Genomic DNA, 25,313 nt, shown 5'->3' with positions numbered 1-25,313 from the left:
TCACACAGCGGTAATATCATTGCGATCAATCGTGAAACGGCTCACATTATTCAGGAATAATATATTTCCCCGCTGACATTCTAATGAATAATTTATTCTCACCTTCCCAACGAGAATCATTATGCATTCACCTCACCCTGCGCCAGATGCGCATAAGCGTGCGCTTATCGCCGGCTCGATTGGCAACTTTATCGAGTGGTATGAATTTGCGGTGTATGGCTTTCTCGCCACCGTGATTGCGAAAAACTTCTTCCAGCTGGCGGGCGACACGGGGTTGACCAGCTTGATCCTCACTTACGCGTCGTTTGCCATCGCCTTTTTCTTTCGCCCGCTGGGCGCGGTGCTGTTTGGGCGCATTGGCGATCGTCTCGGGCGTAAACCGACGCTGATTATCGTCCTGGTGCTGATGACGCTGGCGACCGCCGCTATCGGCATGGTGCCGGTCTATGCCTCGATTGGCATTGCCGCACCGCTGATCATTACCGGGCTGCGTATTTTGCAGGGGCTGTTTGCCGGCGGTGAGTATGGCGGCGCGGTGTCGCTGATGACCGAGTTCGCTCCGCGCGGTAAACGCGGGCTATATGGCGCCTGGCAATCCTTTACCGTTGCGCTGGGGCTGCTCAGCGGCGCGGGCGTGGTGGCGCTGCTCTCGACGCTCCTTACGCCGGAAGCACTGCACGAGTGGGGCTGGCGTATCCCCTTCTTCCTCGCCCTGCCGATGGGCGTGGTCGCGCTGTGGCTGCGGGTGAGCATGGAGGAGACGCCAAGCTTTGTGCAGCAGCAGGAGAAACCGGTCGCCCAGCGCGCCAACCGTGCCGCGACGCTGAAAGCGATTTTTATGGGTATCGGCCGGGTGATGGTGTGGTCCGCCGCCGGGTACACCTATCTGGTGATTATGCCGACCTACCTGCAATCGGCGCTGCATACCGGCTTTAACCAGGCGCTGCTGATTGCGGTGATCTCCAATGTCGGCTTTGCGCTGACCATCATACCTGCCGGAATAGCGAGCGACCGTTATGGCCGCCGTACGGTCATGGTGACGGCAACAATCTTGTTGCTGATCCTCGCGCTGCCGCTGCTCAAAATCTTGCAGGCAGAGTCGAGCACGCTGGCGGTGAAAGCGGTAGTAGTGCTGATTGCGGGTGGTCTGGTGGGGGTGCTGGCAGGCCCCGGCCCGGCGATGCTGTCAGAGATGTTTCCAACGCGCGTGCGCTACACCGGCCTGGGCGTGGCCTATTCGCTCTCAAACGCGCTCTTTTCGGGCTGTGCGGGGTTGATTATTACCGGGCTGATTAAGCAGACCGGTAACCTGGATATTCCTGCCTATTACGTGATGGCAACAGCGGTGGTGAGTATTGCGGCGCTGATGACGCTCAATAAAGATGATCATCTGCGGTCTTTAGAGGAGTAATAGCGCGATTTTGCGTAGGCCGGATAAGCAAAGCGCCATCCGGCATTGTTCCGTAGACCGGATAAGCGAAGCGCCATCCGGCGTTGTTCAGTAGGCCGGATAAGCGAAGCGCCATCCGGCATTACGTGCACTTAACTGCGCTGGCGCACCGCTTCAAACAGGCAGATACCGGTCGCGACCGAAACGTTCAGCGAGGAGACGCTGCCCGCCATCGGAATGCTGATCAGCTCATCGCAGTGCTCGCGGGTCAGACGGCGCATACCTTCGCCTTCCGCGCCCATCACCAGCGCCATCGGGCCGGTCATTTTGCTCTGGAACAGGGTGTGATCCGCTTCGCCCGCGGTGCCGACGATCCAGATACTCTCTTCCTGCAACAGACGCATGGTGCGCGCCAGGTTGGTCACGCGGATCAGCGGTACATTCTCCGCCGCGCCGCAGGCCACTTTTTTCGCCGTGGCGTTCAGCTGGGCCGATTTATCCTTCGGCACGATCACCGCATGGACACCCGCCGCATCGGCGCTACGTAAACAGGCCCCGAGGTTATGGGGATCCGTGACGCCATCGAGGATCAAAAAGAAGGGTTGATCGAGGCTGGCGATCAGATCCGGCAGATCGTTTTCCTGATACTGACGGCCAGGCTTAACGCGTGCAATGATCCCCTGGTGCACCGCGCCTTCGCTCTTCTCATCCAGATACTGGCGGTTCGCCACCTGGATCACCACGCCCTGCGCTTCCAGCGCGTGGATCAGCGGCAGAAGACGTTTATCTTCGCGGCCTTTCAGAATAAAGACTTCCTGAAAACGCTCCGGGGCGCGCTCCAGCAGGGCCTGCACCGCATGGATGCCGTAAATCATTTCACTCATTGATGGTACTCATTTGGGGCGGTTTGCGCCGGGTTGTTAGGGCCGTGATAGATATCACCGGCGCCCATTATAACCAACCCACGCCTCAGGTCGAACTTAACCCGCCGCACGAGGCGGCAGGTTTATCTAAACCCCGGGCAATGCGCGTTAAAAACTCTCCCAGCTTGTCTCTGCCAGCGCCGGTTTAAGCGCGGCGGGCTTGCTTGCCGCTGGCTTTTTCGCGGCCTGCGCTTTATGGCCGGAGAGGGTAAAGATGGAGATAGTCTGCTCCAGCTCGCGCGCCTGCTCTTCAAGGGAGCTTGCCGCCGCAGAGGACTCCTCCACCAGCGCGGCATTCTGCTGGGTGGTGGTATCCATCTCTGCCATCGCCTGACCGATCTGCGAGATGCCGCGGCTCTGCTCTTCTGACGCGCCGGCAATCTCGTTCATGATATTGCGGACCTGGGCCACAGAGTTGACGATCCCCTCCATCGCTTCACCGGCACCCGCCACCAGCTTAGAACCGTTCTCCACCTGGCTGCCCGCTTCGTGGATCAGGGCTTCAATCTCTTTCGCCGCCGTGGCGCTGCGCTGCGCCAGCGTTCTCACCTCGCCTGCGACCACGGCAAACCCGCGTCCCTGTTCGCCCGCACGCGCCGCTTCTACTGCGGCGTTAAGCGCGAGGATATTGGTCTGGAAAGCGATGCTGTTAATAACGTTGATGATGTCGCCAATTTTGTGCGAGCTGGCGCGGATCCCCTCCATGGTGGTGACCACTTCACCAACAATCTTGCCACCGCGGTCGGCGCTGGAAGAGGCCTCTGCCGCCAGTTTGCTGGCGTGGCTGGCGTTTTCCGCATTCTGTTTCACCGTCGAGGTCAGCTCCTCCATACTGGCGGCAGTTTCCACTACCGCAGCGGACTGCTGCTCGGTACGCGAAGAGAGATCGATATTGCCCGCGGCAATTTCCGCCGAGGCGCGCGACACGCTCTCCACACCGCTACGCACACGGGAGATCACCTCTTTCAGGTTCTCATTCATCACGGAAACCGCTTGCAGCAGCAGCCCCGGCTCATCGCGACGTTGGGTGGTGATAGCCATGGTGAGATCGCCCTGCGAAATGCGCTCGGCGATGTGCAGCGTTTCACGCAGCGGACGGGTAATGTTACGGGTGATGCGCCAGGCAATCAGCAGCGCAATCGCAATGCCTACTGCGGCTGCAAGCAGCATGATAGTCATCGCATGAGACATGGTTTCCTTCACCTGCGCCTGCTGCCAGACGAAGAAATTCTCAACGGATTCGTTTAACTGAGTGGCGGTGCCGGTCAGGGTTTTGGACTGCGTTGCCTGATTGGCAAACGTAGTAACGAACTGGTCAATATTCCCCTGCAGGCTGGCAAGCTCGGTGGTCAAGGCGGCATTTAAAGAGGCGAGTTCTCCGCCCTGCCCGGCGAGCGCTTTACCATATTCCGCGCTTTGCTGAAGTGCGGTGCTGAGACGGGCAGCCGTATCAGCACTGCCGGAGTCAATCAGCTCTTCAATTAACAGCGCCGACTGCTGCAACCGGGCTTCAAGGCGCACGGCCACCACCGCGCTTTCAGGTGGCAAGCTATCGCTGACGCTCAGTGAGGCGGCCTGCTGGGCGATATCTTCAATCTTTGCGCTACGCAATGCGGCGGCCAGCTCATTACGGCGTTGTATTGACGAAACAAAGGTGCTCCTTTGTGCCATATAGGTTTCGGTTTGCTGTTGCAGGCTGTCAATTTTTGTCTGGCCTTCCTGGCTCCAGGAAAAGGTATCCAGCGTTTTCGCCAGCTCAATAATCTGTTGTAAAGCTTTGAGGTTTTTATCAGCGTTTTCTGCCGAGCCGGTATATTGATAAAGGGTGCGGTTAAGACGTGCGGTGCTGAGTGTATTTACCATCTGGACGGTAACCGCTTCTTTATCCGCATTTTCTTCAACTTTTTTAAAGCCAATAAGACCTGTTGCAACGGTAATCATCATAATAATAAGCACGATAATAAAACTGGAGGTCAGTTTTTTGCCGACGCTTAGATTATTCGCGATGTTTCCTACAAAAGCGGTAACGGACATACGGTTCACCATAAAGTTAGATTGGGGGCGCTATTTCCAGTTATCGTCAGCCTTAAAATTTAACTTTATGATTTATTCTTCAGCTTATACGTAAAGTACAGTATTCATGATCTAAATCACGTATTACTGCAACGAACGACGAATCCATTTCGGCATAAAATATTACCGCTTCGCTTAGGATATATCATATTTATTTAGCTTTTTAGAGCTGGCATTTTATTAGGGTGCTATTAATGTCGTTGTAAATAAGTTTGCACCCGGCGGTTGCGCGCTGGAGCAAGAGTGCCTGAGCGAAGCGGCACAGCCCTTCGGCAATGGTCGATAGATGATGCAAACTTGTAAGCAAGCAGGGTTATAAAGTTCATGACACATATAATTATTTCAAAGAATGTAACTGCATATTAAGGTCAAAGAGAAATGATTATTATTAATTGCGATGGTAATACTTTTCATATTTAAAGCGATGGTTAAAAAAAGAACAACCAGGGCAAATATTCACTATTAATTGAGGCGGGGAATTAAACCAACGCTAAACCAGACGGGTAACCAGCATTGACATCATTAAATAATAGCCATAACGGGCATTAAATATCAGCGTTACGCAATTTACATTTTGAGACCAGCGCAATTTTTCAGACAGCCGCTCACTTGATAAGTTCACTGCGAAATTATTGAGGAGTAACAAACGTGAAAAAATTATCCGTACTTTTATCTTTATCTCTGGTGATGGCATCGGGTTCAGCCCTGGCAATGGGTTTTACCGCGGAACAAAGTAAGAACTACACCAATCTCAATGCTGAATTAGGCAAAAGCTCAGACGGCTTATATGCAGAGAGCAACTGGGTAAAAAATACTAAAGATGGCGCGCAGCTGGGCAGCCTGGGTGTAGGTTATAACTTTGGCCTCGGTCCGTTGACCCTCTCAGCCGGCACTAAAGCCGTCTACCTCGGGCCGAAAAAAGGCGATAACGGCGTGGCCTTCCCGATTGGCGGCGGCATCGACTGGGCGCTGACGGACAGCATTCATCTCTATGGCGAAGGCTACTCTGCACCGGAAGGTCTGACCAACAGCGTGAAAAACTACGTCGAAGCGAATGGCGGCATTAAATGGACACCTATCACGCCGCTTACGCTTAAAGCCGGTTACCGCCACGCAAGCGTCGATGGCAAAGATGGTCGTCCGGGCCACACCATTATCGACGGGGCCTATTTAGGCGCTGGCGTCACCTTCTGATATCTCGCACAGCGGGGAGCGCGCGTCTCCCCGATTCCCCCGCCTTAACATTGGCGCGCAGGCAGGATCGATCCTCTACCGCGACTCACCTTCCAGTAACAAAGATAAAACCCTGCGAGCCCAGGGATGACACCCGCCCAGGCATTACCGCATAAAGATTATGTTTTACAGAGTTATATTCGTTCGAATAATAACTTCTCTTGACCATCATATTTGTTACTATTTCGCTGTTCTTTATATCCGTTCAGGGCAACTAACCTATGGAATAAATTAATTATGAGTGAACAAGATCTTTCGACAAAAAAGCCGGGTAACACGATTAATAAGCCGGTGTTTTTTACATCGGCGTTATTAATCGTGCTCCTTGTGGCTTTTGCCTCGCTTTTTCCCGAACTGGCTGACAGCAAATTCAAGCTGCTACAGCAGGAGCTTTTCACCAATGCCAGCTGGTTTTATATCCTTGCCGTCGCGCTGATCCTGCTGAGCGTCACCTTCCTTGGGCTTTCGCGCTACGGCGATATAAAACTTGGCCCCGACCATGCACAGCCCGATTTCAGCTACCACTCCTGGTTCGCCATGCTCTTCTCGGCAGGCATGGGGATCGGCCTGATGTTCTTTGGTGTGGCGGAGCCGGTGATGCACTATTTATCGCCACCGGTGGGGACACCTGAAACCATTGAGGCCGCCAAGCAGGCGATGCGCCTGACCTTTTTCCACTGGGGTCTGCATGCCTGGGCCATCTACGCGATTGTCGCCTTGATCCTCGCCTTCTTCAGCTACCGCCACGGTTTGCCGTTGACGTTGCGCTCCGCGCTCTACCCGATTATTGGCGATCGCATTTATGGGCCTTTGGGTCACGCCGTCGATATTTTCGCGGTGATCGGTACGGTCTTTGGCGTCGCCACCTCGCTGGGCTATGGCGTATTGCAGGTCAATGCTGGTCTGAATCACCTTTTCGGTGTGCCGATTAATGAAACCGTGCAGGTCATTTTGATCGTCGTGATCACCGGTCTTGCCACCATTTCCGTGGTATCGGGGCTGGATAAAGGGATCCGCATTCTTTCTGAACTGAACCTCAGCCTGGCGCTGCTGCTGCTGGCGTTAGTGATGCTGCTTGGCCCGACGGTGCTGCTGCTTAAATCCTTTGTCGAGAACACCGGCGGATATCTCTCCGAGTTGGTGAGTAAAACCTTTAACCTTTACGCCTATGAACCAAAGTCGAGCAACTGGCTGGGTGGCTGGACGCTGCTCTACTGGGGCTGGTGGCTCTCCTGGTCGCCATTTGTCAGTATGTTTATCGCCCGCGTCTCCCGTGGCAGAACGATCCGTGAGTTTGTCACTGGCGTACTGTTTGTCCCGGCAGGTTTCACGCTGCTGTGGATGACGGTGTTTGGTAACAGCGCGATCCATCTCATCATGACCGAAGGCGCACGCGACCTGGCTGACACCGTGCAGCAGGATGTCGCGCTGGCGCTGTTTAACTTCCTTGAGCACTTCCCTTTCTCCAGCATCCTGTCGTTTATCGCCATGGCGATGGTGATCGTCTTCTTTGTCACCTCTGCTGACTCTGGTGCCATGGTGGTGGATACTCTCGCCTCCGGTGGCTCAAGCCATACGCCGGTCTGGCAGCGCATCTTCTGGGCAGGGCTGATGGGCGTGGTGGCGATTGCGCTGCTGCTGGCGGGCGGGTTAAGCGCCCTGCAAACGGTGACCATTGCCAGTGCGCTGCCCTTCTCGGTGATCCTGCTAATCTCGATTTATGGGCTGTTGAAAGCGTTGCGCCGGGATCTCACTAAACGTGAAAGCCAAAGCATGGCGACCATCGCGCCGACTGCGGCGCGCAACCCGATTCCGTGGCAGCGCCGGTTACGTAATATCGCCTATCTGCCCAAACGCTCGCTGGTAAAACGTTTTATGGATGATGTTATCCAGCCGGCCATGACGCTGGTGCAGGAGGAGCTGAATAAGCAGGGAACACGCAGCACCATCAGCGATGCGGCGGACGATCGTATTCGCTTCGAAGTCGACCTGGGCGATGAGCTTAACTTTATCTATGAAGTGAGGCTGCGCGGGTATAACACCCCTACCTTTGCGATTTCGGGTCTGGAGAGCGATGAACAACAGGCGGAGCAGCATAAGTACTATCGCGCGGAAATCTACCTGAAAGAGGGCGGGCAAAACTATGATGTTATGGGCTGGAACCAGGAGCAGTTGATCAACGATATTCTTGATCAATATGAAAAGCATCTACACTTCCTGCATCTGGTGCGTTAACCACGACAACACCGCCTGCGGGCGGTGTTTTTTCATCTGGTTATCAAGCCCTGGCGTGCTAAATTTTGCCGAAACGACAACGCGTTAATGGAGACTCTGGATGGCTAATTTTTTTAAGAAGTGGTTTGGCGGCGGTAATGATAAAGCGAAGGATGAAGTGCTTCGCGAACCCGACCTGACCATTGCCCGCGCCAATAATGAGATGCAGCAGCGTACGCAGGCGGCAACGGAGATGTGGGGGATCGACAGCGCCGAGTGGGGCGTCGATCTCGATGCAGGGACCATTACCTTTACCAATCATGAAAAGGGGTGGGTCATTACCGCACCGGTTCAAGTGGTGGGCACCTATGATACCGAAGAGGGCTCCTGGCTATGGGGCTGGGATCACCCTTCCGTGCGTGAACCGCTGGGCGAATATGCCGCCTGCGTGCGCACGTTCGGCGAGCAGCATGGTCTTGAGGCCTTAACAACACGCCAGATTAACGCCTCGACAGAAGATGCCTGGACCTTTACCGCACTCGCCTGCCATCTTGGCGGCGGTCAGGGTGGATATAGCGGCCTCGCTGGCACCACCCGGGTATTTATGGTCTATGACAATGTGACTATTAATAAACAAGCGTAACGGTATGTTGCAAATCTGGAAAATAACGCCCAGAACGGCCTATTTTCCAGATCTAATGATTAAGCTAAATCTCAATTAACGCCCAACTGTTATCATAAAAATAGCGCAAACTGTTATGCTTTCTAATAACTAATTCAGCTGTTTTCTGATAAACGCCAGCCTGACAAAAAATCACCTATCTCACTGAAAAATAAAACATTTAAAACCATACCTTTTCTGTTTTTTATTACCAACAATAGAATAAAAAGCAGATAGTTCTCAAAAAAAGAAGAGAGCACAAATATCTTTTATAATTAAATAAACAGTGATTAATTCAAAAGTGCGACTTATTATTTAATATACAAAGTGTTTCACCGCTTATAAGAAAACTTTTTTTAGCGACAATTCTTATAAGGCGATTTAAATATGCATCTTTATTCGTTCAGGGCGATTTTTTATTAATTAAAAGACGCAGGTTTGACTCAGCTGGAGATCTTTTCCAGAGAACGCTCACCAACGCAGGGGTGGCAAAAAAAGCAGAGCGCACTGAAAGAGTGAGAGCCTCGCTTCGCAGCCCCTAACAGGAGGAGACCATGAGCACCATTGATACCGAAAAAAAGGCAGGCATGCTTATTGAGAAGGCTGTTAAACAGCTGCTGAACACCGATGAGGCAATCTCTTTTCGCGCCGTGCTGGAAATACTCAATGACAAACGCAAACAGGCAGTAAACCGCGAAGGTATTGCCGCCTGCGACAGCGCTATTGATGAGATTCAGGCGATGATTGCCAAAACGACGAACGAACGTTCGCGTGTGCCGGTGAGCCGTAAGAACTTCCTCGCACAGTGGAAGCCAGGCGCAGACGACAAGATCCATTAATAAAAAACGGCAGCCTCCACTTGCGCAGAGGCTGCCGTGCTAAATCCATTTATTTAGATATCATCCTGGGTGCGATGAACAATCATCTCCAGCGCGTTGCGCAGGATGTCATTCTGGACAACATCGGATTCCGTCTCGAGGCGGCTAATAAGGGCCAGAATCAGATCCTTATTAGTTACCACGGTTTTCACTGATTTCAGTGCAAAGGTCAGCTCGTCAATAATCTGTTTTTCGGCCTCAAAGGCATGAAGCTTGCTGTCTGTAGTCTCAAATGTCTTAAAAGTCGCGTTATTCATCATAAACTCGCTAGAAAAAGTGACGTGGCTATCCTTTGCAGTCAGCCCAGTATGTTGTACAGATTTCCCCACGAAACTTGTACAACACCGACAAGTTAGACGTGAAAACGTTAGCGCGCAATCTTTTTAAAGATATATCCTCTCGTTTTGATAACCTTGCCCCTACCGAACCCTTGTAGAGCGCGCTCTGACGCGGCTTTTCGTGGGGATGCAAACCTGCTCAGGAGAGAAGAAATGGGCTGTGATGACCGCGATTTTTATCAAGATGATGAAGGTATAACGACAGATTTAACCCTGCTCGCTTTTGGCACGCAGGCGGTGCAATGCACTGCCCTTGAGTGCGATGTAGTGGATGAAAATATAAGGGAGACAATCGCCTTTCTTATTCATCAGCAACACGCCATTTTTGATACCGCGATTATCGAAGCGCAGAACTATACGGCGCGGATCTATTCCGCAGCGCTCAGCGATCTGACGCTAATAAAAATCTATCTGCTGTCACAGGAAGAGAGGGAGTTCGGTTTACTCTTTTCGACGGAAATCGATCCAGAGCACGGCATCGGTATGAAATTCAATGGATATGACTTAACGGAAATTGGTAGCGCCGAAACGGCTTTCCTCTGACGCATTATTTCGCGGAGCGTTATTGCCCTGACGCTATAAAGAAAAACCCCCTCTTTGCAGAAGGGGTTTTGATTATCAATCGGCTTTTTTCTTGCGCGACGCGCGTTTTGCTTTGGTCGCGGCGGCTATTTTTTGCGTTTTCTCAGAGGGCTTTTTCGCTTTTTTCGCTTTGCCCTTGGCTTTCTCGCCGCGGAATTCGCTATCCGGTTCGAAATTCACCTTTTTATTGGCCTGGCGGCGCGGCGGTTTTTTGCTCGCGTTGCTGCGCCCTGCGGTGCCTTTCTTGTTACGCTCGCGATCGGTTTTACCCGGGTTACGCGGGGCGCGCTCGCTGGAGATAAGCGAGAAGTCGATCTTACGCTCATCCATATTGACCGCTTCAACCTTCACTTCAACCCGGTCGCCCAGACGATAGGTCTGACCGCCGGATTCGCCAATCAGGCGCTGACCAACCTGGTCAAAGCGGTAGTAGTCGTTATCCAGCGACGATACGTGCACCAGACCATCGATAAACAGGTCAACAAGACGCACGAAGAAGCCAAAGCCGGTGACGCTGGCGATGACGCCGGAGAAGGTGTTACCCACCTGATCCTGCATAAAGTCGCACTTCAGCCAGTCCGCAACATCACGGGTCGCTTCATCGGCGCGGCGCTCGGCCATTGAGCAGTGCTGACCCAGCTGGAGGATCTCTTCCATGCTGTAGTGCCAGCCGCCCGTTGCGGTGCTGTTACCCTTCTCGCCCTGCTCTTTTGCCAGCAGATACTTGATCGCACGGTGCAGCGAGAGATCCGGGTAGCGGCGAATCGGCGAGGTAAAGTGCGCATAGGATTGCAGCGCCAGGCCAAAGTGGCCGCGGTTTTCCGGATCGTAGATCGCCTGTTTCATCGAGCGCAGCAGCATGGTTTGCAGCATCTCGTGATCGGGACGATCGGCGATCGACTCCAGCAGCGCGGCATAATCGCGCGGCTCCGGCTTGTTGCCGCCCGGCAGCTCCAGACCCAGCTCGGCGAGCACGGTACGGAACGAGGTAATAGCGTCGTTGGTCGGTTTATCGTGAATACGGAACAGTGCAGGCTCTTCTGCCTTCTCAACGAAGCGTGCCGCAGAGATGTTGGCGAGGATCATGCACTCTTCAATCAGCTTGTGCGCGTCGTTACGCTGCGTCTGCTCAATACGCTCAATTCGGCGTTCGGCGTTGAAAATAAACTTCGCCTCTTCGCTCTCAAAGGAGATGCCGCCGCGCTCGGCGCGCGCCTGCTCAAGGGTTTTATAGAGGGTATGCAGCTCTTCAATGTGTTTTACCAGCGGCGCGTATTGCTCGCGCAGCTCGCCATCGCCCTGCAACATATGCCACACCTTGGTGTAGGTCAGACGCGCGTGGGAGCTCATCACCGCTTCGTAGAACTTGTAGCCGGTCAGACGCCCTTTGGCGGAGATGGTCATCTCACACACCATACAGAGGCGGTCTACCTGCGGGTTCAGGGAACAGAGGCCGTTGGAGAGCACTTCCGGCAGCATTGGAACAACCTGCGACGGGAAGTAGACGGAGGTGCCGCGATTACGCGCTTCGTTGTCCAGCGGCGTACCGTGGCGCACGTAGTAGCTGACATCGGCGATGGCAACCCATAAGCGCCAGCCGCCGCCGCGTTTCTTCTCACAGTAAACGGCGTCATCAAAGTCGCGGGCATCTTCGCCATCAATAGTGACCAGCGGCAGATTACGCAGATCGACGCGGCCCACTTTGGCCTCTTCCGGCACCTGCTCTTTCAGGTCAGCAATCTGCTTTTCGACTTCCGGCGGCCACTGGTAGGGAATTTCATGGGTGCGCAGCGCCATATCGACGGCCATGCCGGTGCCCATGTTGTCGCCCAGCACTTCAACGATTTTACCCACCGCTTTGGTGCGGCGAGTCGGGCGCTGGGTCAGTTCGACCACTACTACAAAGCCCATGCGCGCGCCCATAATCTCTTCAGGCGGAATAAGGATATCGAAGCTCAGACGGCTATCGTCCGGCACTACAAAGCCGACGCCAGCGTCGGTGAAGTAGCGGCCTACAATCTGCCCGGTTTTCGGCACCAGTACGCGGACAATGCGCGCTTCGCGGCGCCCTTTGCGGTCCGCGCCCAGCGGCTGTGCCAGCACCTGATCGCCGTGGATGCAGGTTTTCATCTGCTCGCTGGAGAGATAGAGATCGTCTTTGCGGCCTTCGACACGCAGAAAACCGTAGCCGTCGCGGTGACCAATAACAATGCCTTTCAGCAGGTCGAGACGTTCGGGTAAGGCGTAGCACTGGCGGCGGGTGAAGACCAGCTGCCCGTCGCGCTCCATGGCGCGCAGACGTCGGCGCAGGGCTTCATGTTGTTCTTCGCCTTCGATATTAAGCTCAACAGCCAGTTCATCGCGGCTGGCAGGCTTTTCGCGTTTGGAGAGATGGTCGAGGATAAATTCGCGGCTGGGAATAGGATTAGAGTATTTTTCAGTTTCGCGTTCGAGGAAAGGATCTTGTGACATAGCGGTTCCTCCGTTGTCAGCTCTGGCGGAGCGTTTCGTCATTCCACCAGCAATAATTTGTAAAGCGGTTGATTCTCTTCAACCAAATCGGCAAGCGTGTAGTTATCAAGTTCCTTCAGGAAACTCTGCACGGCTTTTGAGAGGGCGACTTTCAGTCGGCAAGCGTTGGTGATGTGGCAAAAATCGCTGTGGCAGTTCACCAAAGTCAGCGGTTCAAGAGAGCGCACAACATCACTGATACGAATATCTCGCGCGGGCTTACCCAGGCGGATACCGCCATTTTTTCCACGCACCGCCGCGACATAGCCTTCACGACTTAGCTGATTGATTATCTTAACCATATGATTACGGGAGACACCATACGTTTCTGTCACTGCAGAAATGTTGGTCATCTGCCCTTCCGGCAATGCCGCCATGTAAATCAAAGCGCGTAAACCGTAATCGGTAAAGCTTGTTAACTGCACACCAACCTCAATAACAGGAAAAAAAGCGAGATACCCGTAGGTATTGACTTTATTGATGATAAACCAGCCACCAGTCAGGTCGCTAATTTATTTGAACAGAAAGGTAAAAAAAGCGAGGAGAAAGGGCGCGAATTTCGCGCCCTTAAGCAGGATTATGCGTCGAACGGGTCGCGCAGAATCATGGTCTCAGTGCGATCCGGACCAGTAGAGATGATATCGATCGGTACACCAGTAAGTTCTTCAATACGTTTGATGTAATTGAGCGCTGCCTGCGGCAGACCGCTGCGCTCTTTCACGCCAAAGGTGGTTTCAGACCAGCCCGGCATGGTTTCGTAGATCGGCTCGATACCTTCCCAGTTGTCGGCAGCCAGCGGCGTGGTGTCCACTTCGCGGCCATCCGGCATGCGGTAAGCAACGCAGATTTTCACCTCTTTCAGGCCATCCAGCACGTCCAGCTTGGTCAGGCAGAAACCAGAGAGGGAGTTGATCTGTACGGCACGGCGCACGGCAACGGCGTCCAGCCAGCCGGTACGACGACGACGACCGGTGGTCGCGCCAAATTCGTTACCCTGCTTGCAAAGGAACTCGCCGGTTTCATCAAACAGTTCGGTCGGGAACGGACCTGCACCCACGCGAGTGGAGTAGGCTTTGATGATGCCCAGCACGTAATCAACGTAGCGCGGGCCAAGGCCGGAACCGGTAGCAACACCGCCTGCGGTGGTGTTTGAGGAGGTGACGTACGGATAGGTACCGTGGTCGATATCCAGCAGCGTGCCCTGCGCGCCTTCGAACATCACGAAGTCGCCGCGCTTACGCGCTTGATCCAGCAAGTCGGAAACGTCAACAACCATAGCGGTCAGGATGTCGGCAATTGCCATCACATCGTCCAGCACTTTCTGGTAGTCAACCGCTTCAACTTTGTAGTAGTTCACCAGCTGGAAGTTGTGATATTCCATCACTTCTTTCAGTTTATCGGCGAAGGTCGCTTTATCGAACAGGTCGCCAACGCGCAGACCGCGACGGGCAACTTTATCTTCATACGCCGGGCCGATACCGCGACCGGTAGTGCCGATCGCTTTCGCACCGCGCGCTTTCTCGCGAGCGACGTCCAGCGCAACGTGATAATCAAGGATTAACGGGCAGGCTTCAGAGAGCAGCAGACGTTCGCGAACCGGGATACCACGGTCTTCCAGTTCTTTCATCTCTTTCATCAGTGCAGCAGGCGACAGCACAACACCGTTACCGATGATGCTGGTGACGTTTTCGCGAAGAATGCCTGATGGAATAAGATGGAGGACGGTTTTTTCACCGTTGATTACGAGAGTATGGCCTGCGTTGTGACCGCCCTGGTAGCGTACAACATATTTAGCCCGTTCAGTCAGAAGATCGACAATCTTCCCTTTACCTTCGTCACCCCATTGGGTGCCCAGTACGACGACGTTGTTACCCATTTTTCAAAATCACCGTTTGCTTAAAAATGGATTCTACCACCGCTTTTTTAGAGAATCAGCACTTTTTCCGTGCAAAATTCCCGCGAGTTAGCCGATTATTGCCTCAGCCAATCGTTTTCCTCAACATGTAGTAGACAACGATGCCTGCAACCACAAGTCCACCGCCAAAACGGCGCAAAATATTATCCGGAAGCTGGCTCAATGAGGCGATCATTCGCCGCCAGGCACGCGGATAAAGCATCGGGCCAAGCCCTTCAAGCACCAAAACTAACGCCAGCGCGAGCCAGATTGTTGCGTTCATGGGTCATCCTCACAAAAGAAAAACCACCGCCCGGAGTGAGGCGGTGGTTTTCATTATCAAAACCGTTGACGCGATATTAGCGTGCGGTTGAGGTCGGCGTCTTCATATAACGGAAGAAATCGCTGTCCGGGCTCAGCACCATCACATCCTGGTTGCTGTCGAAGCTGTTTTCGTACGCACGCAGGCTACGGATAAAGGCGTAGAAGTCCGGATCCTGGCTGAAGGCATCAGCAAACAGTTTCGCCGCTTCGGCATCGCCTTCACCACGCATGATGCGACCCTGACGCTCGGCTTCCGCCAGCGTTTTGGTCACTTCATAGTCCGCAGTAGCGCGCAGTTTTTCCGCCTCTTCCTGACCCTGTGAACGGTGGCGACGCGCAACCGCTTCACGCTCGGCGCGCATACGGTTGTAGATCGCATCCGACACTTCCGTCGGCAGGTTGATCTGCTTGATACGCACATCGACCACTTCAATACCGAGCGCGGCCATACTGTTCGGGTTGATGACCGGCACTTTGCCGTTCGTTTCAGCCTGAACGCGTTCCGCGGCTTTTGCGATAGCGTCATCCGCCGCTGGCGTGACCACTTCATCTTCGGTGCCCGCAGAGCCGGAGTTCAGCGCGTCGCGCACTTCCGAGGTCAAACGGCCGCGGGAGTCGGTGACAATATCTTTCACATCCAGGCGACCAATCTCAGAACGCAGACGGTCAGAGAACTTACGTTTCAGCAGCACTTCTGCCTGGGAGACGTCACCGCCGCCGGTAGCCAGGTAGTAACGGCTGAAATCGCTGATGCGCCACTTGATGTAGGAGTCGACGATCAGGTCTTTCTTCTCTTTGGTCACAAAGCGATCCGCCTGGTTATCCATGGTCTGGATACGCGCATCAAGCAGTTTGACCGATTCAATAAAAGGCAGTTTGAAGTGCAGACCCGGCTCGAAGACTAACGGCTTGTTGTCGCCGTCACGCAGCACTTTACCGAAGCGCAGCGAAATTCCGCGCTCGCCCTCTCGCACCACGAAAATCGAGGTGAAAAACACTACCAGCACGATGATGATGATCGCGATTACTGACTTACGCATCGTTATTCCCCCTGACGCTGGTAGTCGTTACGCTGCGCGTTGACGCGGCGTTGATCCATGATATCTCCCGCAGAGGAAGTCGAACTGCTGTTGGCGCTGCTGCCGGAGTTGGAGGCAGGCGGCAGACGCAGCAGATTATTTGCGCCGTTACTGTCGCTCTTCGCCGCCGGCGCGTTACCGCCTTTCAGCATCTGATCCAGCGGAAGCACCATCAGGTTGCCGCCTTTATCATTCACCAGCACTTTACGGGTGTGGCTCAGCACTTTCTCCATCGCTTCGATATAGAGACGCTCACGGGTGATTTCCGGAGCAGCTTTATACTCAGGCAGGATCTTGGCAAAACGCGCCACTTCACCCTGCGCTTCCAGCACGGTCTGCGTTTTGTACGCGCGCGCCTCTTCGAGGATACGCTGCGCCTGACCGTTCGCACGCGGCTGCACTTCGTTGGTGTAGGCTTCCGCTTCACGGATGAACTGCTGCTCGTTCTCACGGGCGGCAATCGCATCATCAAACGCGGCTTTCACCTCTTCCGGCGGACGAGCGGCCTGGAAGTTGACGTCCAGCAGAGTAATACCCATGTTGTAAGGACGAATGGTCTCTTCCAGCTCGCGCTGGGTATCGCTACGAATAACGGTACGCCCTTCGGTCAGAATACGATCCATGGTGTATTTACCGATCACGCCGCGCAGGGCGCTGTCGGTCGCCTGGCGCAGACTGTCATCGGCGCTGGCAACGCTAAACAGATAGCGCTGAGGATCGGTTACGCGGTACTGCACGTTCATCTCAACGCGCACGACGTTTTCATCAGAGGTGAGCATCACGCCGGAGGCAGCCAGTTCACGAACGGATTCGACGTTTACCGCCGTCACGTTGTCGATAAAGGTTGGCTTCCAGTTCAGACCCGGTTCAACCAGGTGACTGAACTTACCAAAGCGTGTCACCACGCCGCGCTCCGCTTCTTTAATGGTGTAGAAGCCGGTTGCAGCCCAGATCACCACGGCAGCAACGGCAGCGATGCCGAACACGCGCCCGCCCAGTGGACTGCGGGGGCCAGAAGCGCCTGGATTACTCCCGCCGGTGCCTTTGCCACCGCCCAGACCGCCGAGCTTTTTGCTCAGCTTGCGGAAGATATCATCCAGATCAGGTGGCCCCTGATCGCGACCGCCTTTGTTTCCATTTCCCTCAGAGTTGCCGCCTGGTTTGCTGCTTCCCCACGGGTCGCGGTCTTGTCCGTTGTTACCGGGCTGATTCCACGCCATGTATGTGCTCCATATTTATTTTGCGGTGTATGCCCGCACAGGCGGGCACCCCCAAAGGGGAAAAATCTTCAGGCTTTGCCGATCAAACGATGTACTCTTCGAGCGCCGGTTCTTGTTTACAGAGTCGACGCCAGTCAACGATGGGCATCCGTATCTGCATACCTACGCTGCCATCCTCTTCCGTCCACTCTTTTTCTATTGCCTGAAGCTGATAAAACCGGCTTCTTAAACGCCCCTCTTCCGCTGGCAGCCGCAGCGTGTGCTGCGCAACTTCGCCGGCAAGACGTTCTGTCAAAGCCTGGAATAACAGTGGTACGCCAGCCCCCGTCTGGGCGGAGAGCCAGACGCGGGTCGGTTTGTTCTCTTCATCTCTGTCGATACGCGGTTCAAAATCCTCCAGCATATCGATCTTGTTCATTACCAGCAGCGTCGGGATCTCATGTGCGTCGATCTCTTCGAGCACGGTGTTCACCGCGTCGATATTTTCCTGTACGCGCACATCAGCGCCGTCAATCACGTGCAGCAGCAGCGTCGCCTGGCGCGTCTCCTGCAGCGTCGCTTTAAACGCGGCAACCAGATCGTGCGGCAGGTGGCGAATAAAGCCGACGGTATCGGCCAGTACGGTTTCACCGACATCGGCAACGTCAATGCGGCGCAGCGTCGGATCCAGCGTGGCGAACAGCTGGTCAGCTGCGTAGACCTGCGCTTCGGTTATCTGGTTAAACAGCGTCGATTTACCGGCGTTGGTATAACCCACCAGTGAAACCGTAGGAATATCCGCCTTAGTACGGGAACGACGCCCCTGTTCACGCTGCTTCTCAACCTTTTCCAGGCGCGAGAGGATTTGGGTAATGCGATTACGTAACAAACGACGGTCGGTTTCGAGCTGGGTTTCACCCGGACCACGCAAACCAATCCCGCCCTTCTGTCTTTCAAGGTGGGTCCAGCCACGCACAAGGCGCGTCGCCAGATGGCGCAACTGCGCCAGTTCTACCTGCAATTTCCCCTCGTGCGTTCGTGCACGCTGGGCAAAAATATCCAAAATCAGGCCGGTGCGATCGATAACGCGACATTCGCACAGTCGCTCCAGGTTACGTTCCTGGGCAGGGGATAGCGCATGATCAAAGAGTACGACGGACGCACCCGTTGCTTTTACGGCTTCTGCAATCTCGACTGCTTTACCTTCACCAACGAAATATTTGGGGTGCGGTGCTTTACGGCTACCGGTAATCACCTGCATTGCTTCGACACCGGCGGAAGAGACCAGAGCTTCAAACTCCTGGAGATCTTCCATATCTTTGTCTTGCGAAAAATAGATGTGTACCAGCACCGCCTGCTCACCGGCGTCATAACGGTCAAACAAGCGTAAACCCTCATTAAATACCAGCGGGGAACACAGCTAAACTGGCTCCCCGATCTGGAAATCAGCCTTCAACCTTACTCGGTTTCTTCGCTGTCCTGCTGTGCAGAGCCTTGCGCGTTGCTACCATGGTGGTAGTTGTTGTTGGAGCCGCCACCCGCATTGTTGCTGTGATGTGAAACCGGGCGGGACGGAACAACGGTCGAAATCGCGTGCTTATAAACCATTTGGCTGACTGTGTTTTTCAGCAAAATAACGAACTGATCGAAAGACTCAATCTGTCCTTGCAGTTTGATACCATTCACCAAATAAATTGAAACTGGAACACGTTCCCGACGCAGTGCGTTCAGGAACGGATCTTGTAAAGATTGCCCCTTAGCCATTCTATCTTTTCCTTATATGCTTGTTTTGTACTTAGAACCCGGAAGCTCTGAAAACTGCGTAAAAATTTGCGCACGATACGCGGTAATTGTACACATTCACCCTGCGATAGCACTAACTACCTGTAACACGTCATGGTAAGACTTTTCTGGCTTTTCACTCTCTAACCAGTGAACCTCACTCCATCCGCGTAGCCAGGTCATCTGTCGCTTGGCTAACTGCCTCGTCGCGCAAATACCTCGATAAACCATTTCATCGTATGAAATCTCGCCTTCGAGATAGGACCACATCTGGCGGTATCCCACACAACGAACGGAAGGCATATCCGTATGCAAATCTCCGCGAGCAAAAAGCGCCCGCACTTCTGCTTCAAAACCTGAAGCTAACATCTGGTGAAAACGCTGCTCGATTCGCTGATGGAGCAGTTCACGGCTCGCCGGGGCGATGGCGAACTGATGCACCTGGTAAGGCAGAGCGTCTCCTGACGTTTGCGTCAGATCTGTTAAAGTTTTACCCGAAATGAAAAAAACTTCCAGTGCCCGGGAAAGCCTTTGCGGATCATTCGGATGGATTCGTGCTGCAGCGACAGGATCGATTATCTGTAACTGCGCATGTAACGCATCCCATCCACGCTCTGCAGCCTGCTGTTCAATCTCGGCTCGTACCTTCGGATCGGCTGATGGCAAGGGGGATAATCCTTCCAGCAGCGCCTTAAAGTAGAGCATCGTGCCGCCCACCAGCAGAGGAATACGGCCCGCATCGGTGATCGCTTTCATTTCTGCCAGCGCATCGCGGCGGAAATCAGCTGCCGAGTAGGCCTGCGCCGGATCCCGGATATCAAGCAACCGGTGCGGCGCAGCGCGAAGCTCTTCCGCGTTCGGTTTAGCTGTACCGATATCCATGCCTTGATAAATAAGGGCTGAATCAACGCTTATCAACTCAACTGGCAAAACTTTACGTAACGCGATTGCGAGCGCGGTTTTACCGGAGGCCGTTGGGCCCATCAAAAAAATTGCCTTCGGCAGGCTTGCCTTACTCACTTCACTCATCGTTCAGGGCGTTCATCGCCTTTTGTAAATCAACAGGTTGTAATAAACCATCCGGCGGGGTCTTTACCAGATGCGGACAAAGCCGTTCAACGTCGGCCAATAAGGTGATCGCCTGAGCGATACTCCACTGCGCATGTTCAGTCGCCAGACGGCGCGCCAGCCAGTGGGAAATATTCACCGCGTCAATGCTTGTCTGCTGCGCCAGGTAGCCTAACAGTTCAGGAATCAAGTTTTGTAAATTTTGTTGGCGCAAGGGTAAAGGCACCGCGCGAATGGTCACGTGATGGCCATCCGGCACAAATTCAATGCCCATTTGCGTCAGCACGGGCTGCGCGCGCTTAAGCGCCGCGCTCTCCTCGGAAGAGATTTTCAGGCGTACCGGAATCAACAACGGCTGCCCGCAGCCCGGCGCATTATCCGGCGAGAGTTGCGCATGACGCAGCCAGCGCTCGGCCACCGGCAGTGCCAGCAGCGCCAGCTTGCCGTCGCGCTCAAGCAGGGCATAGTGCGGCGCAATCAGCGTCAGCACGCGGCCAAAACTCTGGCTGTGTCCGTCGAGCGCAGGCGTTGCAGCGGGTGCTCGCTTCTCCGCTTTCGGCTCAGCCACCGGCGTTTCCAGCAGCTTCTGATAAAGCGCGCCCTGCTGTTTCTGATAACCCGGCTGCGCGTTTGGCCAGCTGCGATCGCCGCTTGCAGGCGAACGGGAAGAGGCACCGGAGGAGGATCCGCCGCCAGAAGAGGGCGAATAAGATCCTGCCTCGGGTTCGCGCGCGGCGCGCGGTTCAGCGAACTGATTGCGCCCGGCGGCCACGCGGTTTTCCGGCAGCGCGCGCGGCGCGGGTTCGTCCGAGAGCGGCAGCGTCGCGTCAAGCTGCTGCTGCAACACGCTCAACACACCCTGGTAAATAAAGTCATGCACCAGCCGCGACTGGTGAAAGCGCACTTCATGCTTGGCCGGATGGACGTTAACATCCACCTGATGCGGGTCGATCTCAAGATAGAGCACAAAAGCGGGTTGCTGATCGGCGCCGAGCTTATCTTCGCAGGCCTGGCGAATGGCATGGTTAATCAAGCGGTCGCGCATCATGCGGCCATTCACATAGCAATATTGAATATCGGTAAACGCAGCGGTGTTGCTCTTCGGATCGGCGACCCAGCCACGCAGGGCTAAATCGCCGTGTTGCCACTCAATCGCCAGTGCCTTTTCAAGAAAAGGCATCCCGCAAATGGCACCCAGCCGACGCTCTTTCTGCCCGCCCTGCGCGACGGCGCGGTACTGGCGCACCATCTTGCCGTTATGGTTGAGGTTAATAGTGACGTCGAAGCGCGCCAGCGCGATGCGGCGGATCACCTCATCGATATGGTTGAACTCGGTCTTTTCCGTACGCATAAACTTGCGCCGCGCCGGGGTGTTATAGAAGAGATCCAGCACTTCAAGAGTGGTGCCAACTGGGTGGGCGGCAGGTTTTACCGTGACCGCCATCTCGCGCCCTTCGGCATAGGCCTGCCACGCTTCCTGCTGCTCAGCGGTGCGCGAAGTGAGCGTTAAGCGCGAAACCGAACTGATACTCGCCAGCGCTTCGCCGCGAAAGCCAAGGCTAATGATCGCTTCTAAATCATCGAGAGAGGCAATCTTACTGGTGGCATGGCGCGCTAACGCCAGCGCCAGCTCCTCTTTTTTGATCCCGCAGCCGTTATCGCGGATGCGGATAAGCTTGGCACCGCCGCGCTCAATATCGATGTCGATACGCGTCGCACCGGCATCCAGACTGTTCTCCACCAGCTCTTTTACTACCGACGCAGGGCGCTCAACCACTTCGCCTGCGGCGATCTGGTTCGCAAGCTGTGGCGGTAGAACCTGTATCGGCATGAAAAGAATCCTTAGTTAAGCAGACCATCTGCGGGCGCGCCCGCGTTCGCCATTTGCGCGCCGCCCTGCGGGGCTGATTGCAGAGGATGCGCAAGGAAGTAGTTACGCAGACCGCCATAAATGGCCGCCGCGATTTGCTGTTGGTAATCGTCGCTGGCAAGCAGCCGCTCTTCGCTGCGATTGCTGATAAACCCGGTTTCGACCAGCACCGAGGGAATATCCGGCGAGCGTAGTACGCCAAGGCTCGCATGCTCCGGGCGGCGTTTATGCAGCGCGCCCACGCGCTGAAGCTGGCTCAGCATATTGGTGGCGACATCATAGCCGACACGTTGGGAGTGGCCGAATTGCAGATCGAGCACCGCCTGGCTGAGGTAAGGGTCGGACTGGCTGTTCGCCAGCACATCGCCTGCGCCGCCCAGCAGTTCCGACTGCTTCTCGTGCTGCTCAAGCCAGCTTGCCATTTCGCTGTTGGCACGGCGGTTTGAGAGCACCCACACCGAAGCGCCCGTCGCGTCGCGGTTCGGCGCGGCATCCGCATGAATTGAGACCAGGAAGTTGGCGTTCTGTTTACGCGCCACGTCGGAACGGCCCATTACCGAAATAAAGTAGTCGCCGTCGCGGGTCATCACCGGTTTAAACATTGGGTCGGCATTCAGCAAAGCGCGAAGCTTACGCGCAATGGCAATCGTCACGCTCTTCTCCTGCGTGCCGCCTGCGCCAATTGCGCCAGGATCCTGGCCGCCGTGACCGGCATCAATCGCGATAATCACTTTATCACCAGAGGCCGCGCGCGCCTGGGCGGCAGGCCGGGTGGTGGTATTACTGCTGACCACGCTGGTGATGCGATCGTTATCCGGTTTAAACGGGTTGCGCGCAGGCGCGCTCGGCTGCGGCCTCATAACCGGCGTCTCGGCGCGCTTCACCACCACGGGTGGCGGCGGAGGCGGAGGTGGCGCATCAGCATCGATGGTGAAGACCACCGTATACCCTGCCCCGCTCTGCTGTTTTACCGCGCGGGTTTTGCCGTTTTGCGTCAGGTCGACCACCAGGCGGATCGACTGGTTATCCTTCGCCGTCCCGGCACGGATGCTCTTTACCAGGTTATTCCCGCTGAACTGCAGCGGCAACCCCTGGATAATGCCGGTCTGCTTAATATCGAGCGCCACGCTGCGCTTGCCCTGCTGGCTAAACGCATAGTCAGGATCGCCCATAAAACTGAAGGTGATGCGCGCCTGGCTTTCGCCATTCGATACCTGAATATCCGCTAAACTCGCGGCGTTAACCTGGAAACAGAGCATCAACAGCGTAAGCGCCAACCAACTTGTTATGCGAGAGATCATCCCGTCACCTTTCCTGTTAACCAGCCATACGCGCCAGTAACGATTCGCCCGATGAGGATACCGCGCCAATGCGCGCCTCACGCCCCTGCGCCTGATAATCTAAATGGATTTCAATATCCGGCTCCGGCAATACGCCTGTGCCCTGCTGCGGCCACTCGACGAGGCAGATCGCGTCGTTGGCAAAATAGTCGCGGATGCCCATAAACTCGAGCTCTTCCGGATCGGCAAGCCGATAGAGATCGAAGTGATAGACCATCAGCTTATCGAGGTCGTACGGCTCTACCAGCGTGTAGGTCGGGCTTTTCACATTTCCGTTGTGACCCAGTGCCTGCAGGAAGCCGCGGCTAAAAGTGGTTTTGCCGGCACCAAGATCGCCATACAGATAGATCACCGTTGCGCCCGCGCACGCTTGCGCCACGCGCTGGCCGAGATCGAGGGTGGCTTGTTCATCAGGTAAAGGAATCACGCGATTAATCATTTTCTGTATCAATTACATCCGGGTTAACAACACGCAGCAGCGTGCTAAAAAGATCGGTAGCCAGCATGCCGCGCTGGCCATACTGCGCCGCCCGCAGATCCGCCGCCGCGCCGTGCGCGACGCAGCCTGCAGAGGCAGCATCATACAAACTGAATTTCTGTCCGAGCAGCGCGCCGATAATACCAGAGAGCACATCGCCCATGCCGCCGCTGCCCATTCCGGCATTGCCGGCATCAATAATACCGCACTCGCCTTCCGCGCTCGCCACCACCGTGCCTGCGCCTTTCAGCACTACCACGCCCGCATAGCGTTTTACCAGACGCTGCGCCGAAAGTAAGCGATCACTCTCAATTTCCGCCACGCTGCAGTTAAGCAGACGCGCCGCTTCGCCGGGGTGCGGCGTCAATACGCGATTGTGACGTTTATCGGGGTTGATTGCCAGAAGGTTCAGCGCATCCGCATCCCACAGCATCGGTTTACGGAAGTTCTCCACTTTTTGCAGGGCTTTTTTACCCCACTCCTGCTGACCGAGGCCGGGACCAACCACCACCACGTCGGCCCATTCGAGGCTCTCATCAAGGGACTCTGGAGTAAGTTCATCAACCATAAGCTCCGGCCGCTGGGTGATGATGGGGGCAATGTTCTCGCGGCGCGTCAGAATACGCACTAAACCAGCACCAGTGCGCAAAGCCGCTTCGCCCGTCATACGGATCGCGCCCGCCGTACCGTGGTCGCCGCCAATAATCACCAGTCGGCCATTATCCCCTTTATGAGAGGTTGGCGGGCGAGGCGTAAACCATTCTGAAAGTTGGCTGGCGTCAAAACGGGAAAGGGGTGGCTGCTGCCCATCAAGCCAGGCCTCAAGGCCCAGCGCATGGTGATGCAGTTGCCCTACCACATCGCGCGCTTTGCCGGTCAGCAGCCCCGGTTTCAAGGCGATAAAGGTGATGGTGTGGCGCGCCTGAATAACAGCGCCAGGTATTGTACCGGTCTGTGCATTAAGGCCCGAGGGGATATCAAGAGAAATACGCGGCGCAGCGTGCTGGTTAGCGCGCGTAATCAGCGCCGCAACGTTGTCGCGCGGTGCGCTGCTCAAGCCGGTGCCGAGCAGGCCGTCGATAATCAGATCAATGCCTTCAGGCCAGAGCGCCTCTTCGGCGTGGATCATGCCGCCAGCATTGAGCCAGGCCTCACGCGCCTGTGCCGCCTCTTCCGGCAGCGGTTTATCGCTCTCGATCGCGATGAGGGTAACCTCAATGCCCGCAGCGGCAGCAAGGCGCGCGACAACATAGCCATCGCCGCCGTTATTGCCATGCCCGCAGAGCACCAGCCAGTGCTTTGTATTGGGAAAGTTATCCCGCGCCAGCTGGAAGGCGGCCTGGCCTGCGCGCAGCATCAATTCATATAACGTAATGCCAAGGCTGTCGGCCGCCTCTTGTTCGAGACGTTTCAGGTCGCCAGCAGGCCAGATGGAGTGTGGTATACTTGCCGCGTTTTTTTTCATCTCTATGGTCC

The 25,313-nt window shown here is 55.2% G+C and carries 22 protein-coding genes; 6 read left to right on the top strand and 16 right to left on the bottom strand.

Features of this window, described 5'->3' with window-relative positions:
- The first annotated feature begins 121 nt into the window (after nt 1–121).
- Nucleotides 122–1,411: an MFS transporter gene (locus SOM48_RS07730; RefSeq protein WP_312481278.1), complete on the top strand. Its 1,290-nt coding sequence runs from the start codon at nt 122–124 to the stop codon at nt 1,409–1,411.
- A 131-nt stretch (nt 1,412–1,542) separates the two neighbouring features.
- Here the strand turns inward: SOM48_RS07730 and rlmB are convergent, their stop codons facing one another.
- Together rlmB and SOM48_RS07720 are read right to left on the bottom strand one after the other, a co-directional pair.
- A complete protein-coding gene (gene rlmB / locus SOM48_RS07725) occupies nt 1,543–2,274 on the bottom strand; it encodes a 23S rRNA (guanosine(2251)-2'-O)-methyltransferase RlmB (protein WP_023478470.1) in 732 nt (243 codons plus the stop codon).
- Nucleotides 2,275–2,421: 147 nt separating this feature from the next.
- Nucleotides 2,422–4,347: a methyl-accepting chemotaxis protein gene (locus SOM48_RS07720; protein WP_320511736.1), complete on the bottom strand. Its 1,926-nt coding sequence runs from the start codon at nt 4,345–4,347 to the stop codon at nt 2,422–2,424.
- 687 nt (nt 4,348–5,034) lie between these two features.
- Between SOM48_RS07720 and SOM48_RS07715 the strand changes: the two genes are divergently transcribed.
- The 4 genes from SOM48_RS07715 (at nt 5,035) to SOM48_RS07700 (ending at nt 9,333) form a co-directional block, all read left to right on the top strand.
- Nucleotides 5,035–5,580: a YfaZ family outer membrane protein gene (locus SOM48_RS07715; protein WP_023478513.1), complete on the top strand. Its 546-nt coding sequence runs from the start codon at nt 5,035–5,037 to the stop codon at nt 5,578–5,580.
- 276 nt (nt 5,581–5,856) lie between these two features.
- The gene (locus tag SOM48_RS07710) at nt 5,857–7,854 is read left to right on the top strand and encodes a BCCT family transporter (RefSeq protein WP_320511735.1); all 1,998 of its coding nucleotides are present in this window, start codon (nt 5,857–5,859) and stop codon (nt 7,852–7,854) included.
- A gap of 100 nt (nt 7,855–7,954) precedes the next feature.
- Nucleotides 7,955–8,476: a DUF6882 domain-containing protein gene (locus tag SOM48_RS07705; protein ID WP_288881466.1), complete on the top strand. Its 522-nt coding sequence runs from the start codon at nt 7,955–7,957 to the stop codon at nt 8,474–8,476.
- A 572-nt stretch (nt 8,477–9,048) separates the two neighbouring features.
- Nucleotides 9,049–9,333, top strand: coding sequence for a hypothetical protein (locus tag SOM48_RS07700; RefSeq protein WP_320511734.1), 285 nt, complete (start codon nt 9,049–9,051; stop codon nt 9,331–9,333).
- A gap of 53 nt (nt 9,334–9,386) precedes the next feature.
- On the opposite strand, the gene SOM48_RS07695 is transcribed toward SOM48_RS07700, so the two are convergent.
- On the bottom strand, nt 9,387–9,632 hold the full coding sequence (locus tag SOM48_RS07695) for a biofilm development regulator YmgB/AriR family protein (RefSeq protein ID WP_094192953.1): 246 nt from the start codon (nt 9,630–9,632) through the stop codon (nt 9,387–9,389).
- A gap of 231 nt (nt 9,633–9,863) precedes the next feature.
- On the opposite strand from SOM48_RS07695, the gene SOM48_RS07690 reads away from it, so the two are divergent.
- Nucleotides 9,864–10,253, top strand: a complete 390-nt coding sequence (locus SOM48_RS07690) for a hypothetical protein (protein WP_312202403.1) — start codon at nt 9,864–9,866, stop codon at nt 10,251–10,253.
- Nucleotides 10,254–10,328: 75 nt separating this feature from the next.
- On the opposite strand, the gene rnr is transcribed toward SOM48_RS07690, so the two are convergent.
- The 13 genes from rnr to nnr form a co-directional block, all read right to left on the bottom strand.
- A complete protein-coding gene (gene rnr / locus SOM48_RS07685; protein WP_312202401.1) occupies nt 10,329–12,764 on the bottom strand; it encodes a ribonuclease R in 2,436 nt (811 codons plus the stop codon).
- A 38-nt stretch (nt 12,765–12,802) separates the two neighbouring features.
- The gene (gene nsrR / locus SOM48_RS07680; RefSeq protein ID WP_023478375.1) at nt 12,803–13,228 is read right to left on the bottom strand and encodes a nitric oxide-sensing transcriptional repressor NsrR; all 426 of its coding nucleotides are present in this window, start codon (nt 13,226–13,228) and stop codon (nt 12,803–12,805) included.
- A gap of 152 nt (nt 13,229–13,380) precedes the next feature.
- On the bottom strand, nt 13,381–14,679 hold the full coding sequence (gene purA, locus SOM48_RS07675) for an adenylosuccinate synthase (protein ID WP_023478343.1): 1,299 nt from the start codon (nt 14,677–14,679) through the stop codon (nt 13,381–13,383).
- 103 nt (nt 14,680–14,782) lie between these two features.
- A complete protein-coding gene (locus SOM48_RS07670) occupies nt 14,783–14,980 on the bottom strand; it encodes a DUF2065 domain-containing protein (RefSeq protein ID WP_023478406.1) in 198 nt (65 codons plus the stop codon).
- Nucleotides 14,981–15,056: 76 nt separating this feature from the next.
- Nucleotides 15,057–16,061 (bottom strand): protease modulator HflC, encoded by a 1,005-nt coding sequence (hflC, locus tag SOM48_RS07665; RefSeq protein WP_023478485.1) that lies wholly within the window; start codon nt 16,059–16,061, stop codon nt 15,057–15,059.
- A gap of 2 nt (nt 16,062–16,063) precedes the next feature.
- Complete coding sequence (gene hflK, locus SOM48_RS07660; protein WP_139566775.1) at nt 16,064–17,320, bottom strand: FtsH protease activity modulator HflK; 1,257 nt, start codon at nt 17,318–17,320, stop codon at nt 16,064–16,066.
- A gap of 82 nt (nt 17,321–17,402) precedes the next feature.
- On the bottom strand, nt 17,403–18,683 hold the full coding sequence (gene hflX / locus SOM48_RS07655) for a ribosome rescue GTPase HflX (RefSeq protein WP_023478522.1): 1,281 nt from the start codon (nt 18,681–18,683) through the stop codon (nt 17,403–17,405).
- 74 nt (nt 18,684–18,757) lie between these two features.
- The gene (gene hfq / locus SOM48_RS07650) at nt 18,758–19,063 is read right to left on the bottom strand and encodes an RNA chaperone Hfq (protein WP_023478362.1); all 306 of its coding nucleotides are present in this window, start codon (nt 19,061–19,063) and stop codon (nt 18,758–18,760) included.
- A gap of 96 nt (nt 19,064–19,159) precedes the next feature.
- Nucleotides 19,160–20,110: a tRNA (adenosine(37)-N6)-dimethylallyltransferase MiaA gene (gene miaA, locus SOM48_RS07645; RefSeq protein WP_076769004.1), complete on the bottom strand. Its 951-nt coding sequence runs from the start codon at nt 20,108–20,110 to the stop codon at nt 19,160–19,162.
- Nucleotides 20,103–21,980, bottom strand: a complete 1,878-nt coding sequence (mutL, locus tag SOM48_RS07640) for a DNA mismatch repair endonuclease MutL (protein WP_320511733.1) — start codon at nt 21,978–21,980, stop codon at nt 20,103–20,105. Before mutL ends, miaA begins: the two co-directional genes overlap by 8 nt.
- A gap of 11 nt (nt 21,981–21,991) precedes the next feature.
- A complete protein-coding gene (gene amiB, locus SOM48_RS07635) occupies nt 21,992–23,320 on the bottom strand; it encodes an N-acetylmuramoyl-L-alanine amidase AmiB (protein ID WP_094419190.1) in 1,329 nt (442 codons plus the stop codon).
- 16 nt (nt 23,321–23,336) lie between these two features.
- Entirely contained in the window at nt 23,337–23,798 is a 462-nt protein-coding gene (tsaE, locus tag SOM48_RS07630; RefSeq protein WP_054803039.1) for a tRNA (adenosine(37)-N6)-threonylcarbamoyltransferase complex ATPase subunit type 1 TsaE, read from the bottom strand.
- Entirely contained in the window at nt 23,791–25,302 is a 1,512-nt protein-coding gene (nnr, locus tag SOM48_RS07625; RefSeq protein ID WP_320511732.1) for a bifunctional ADP-dependent NAD(P)H-hydrate dehydratase/NAD(P)H-hydrate epimerase, read from the bottom strand. The genes tsaE and nnr overlap by 8 nt, the downstream gene beginning before the upstream one ends.
- Nucleotides 25,303–25,313: the final 11 nt, after the last annotated feature.

Origin of the sequence: Kosakonia sp. CFBP8986, assembly GCF_034044935.1 — a bacterium.
GTDB classification, from domain to species: Bacteria; Pseudomonadota; Gammaproteobacteria; order Enterobacterales; family Enterobacteriaceae; genus Kosakonia; species Kosakonia cowanii.
Note: the sequence above shows the minus strand (reverse complement) of the source record. Positions and strands in the feature narration are given on the sequence as shown.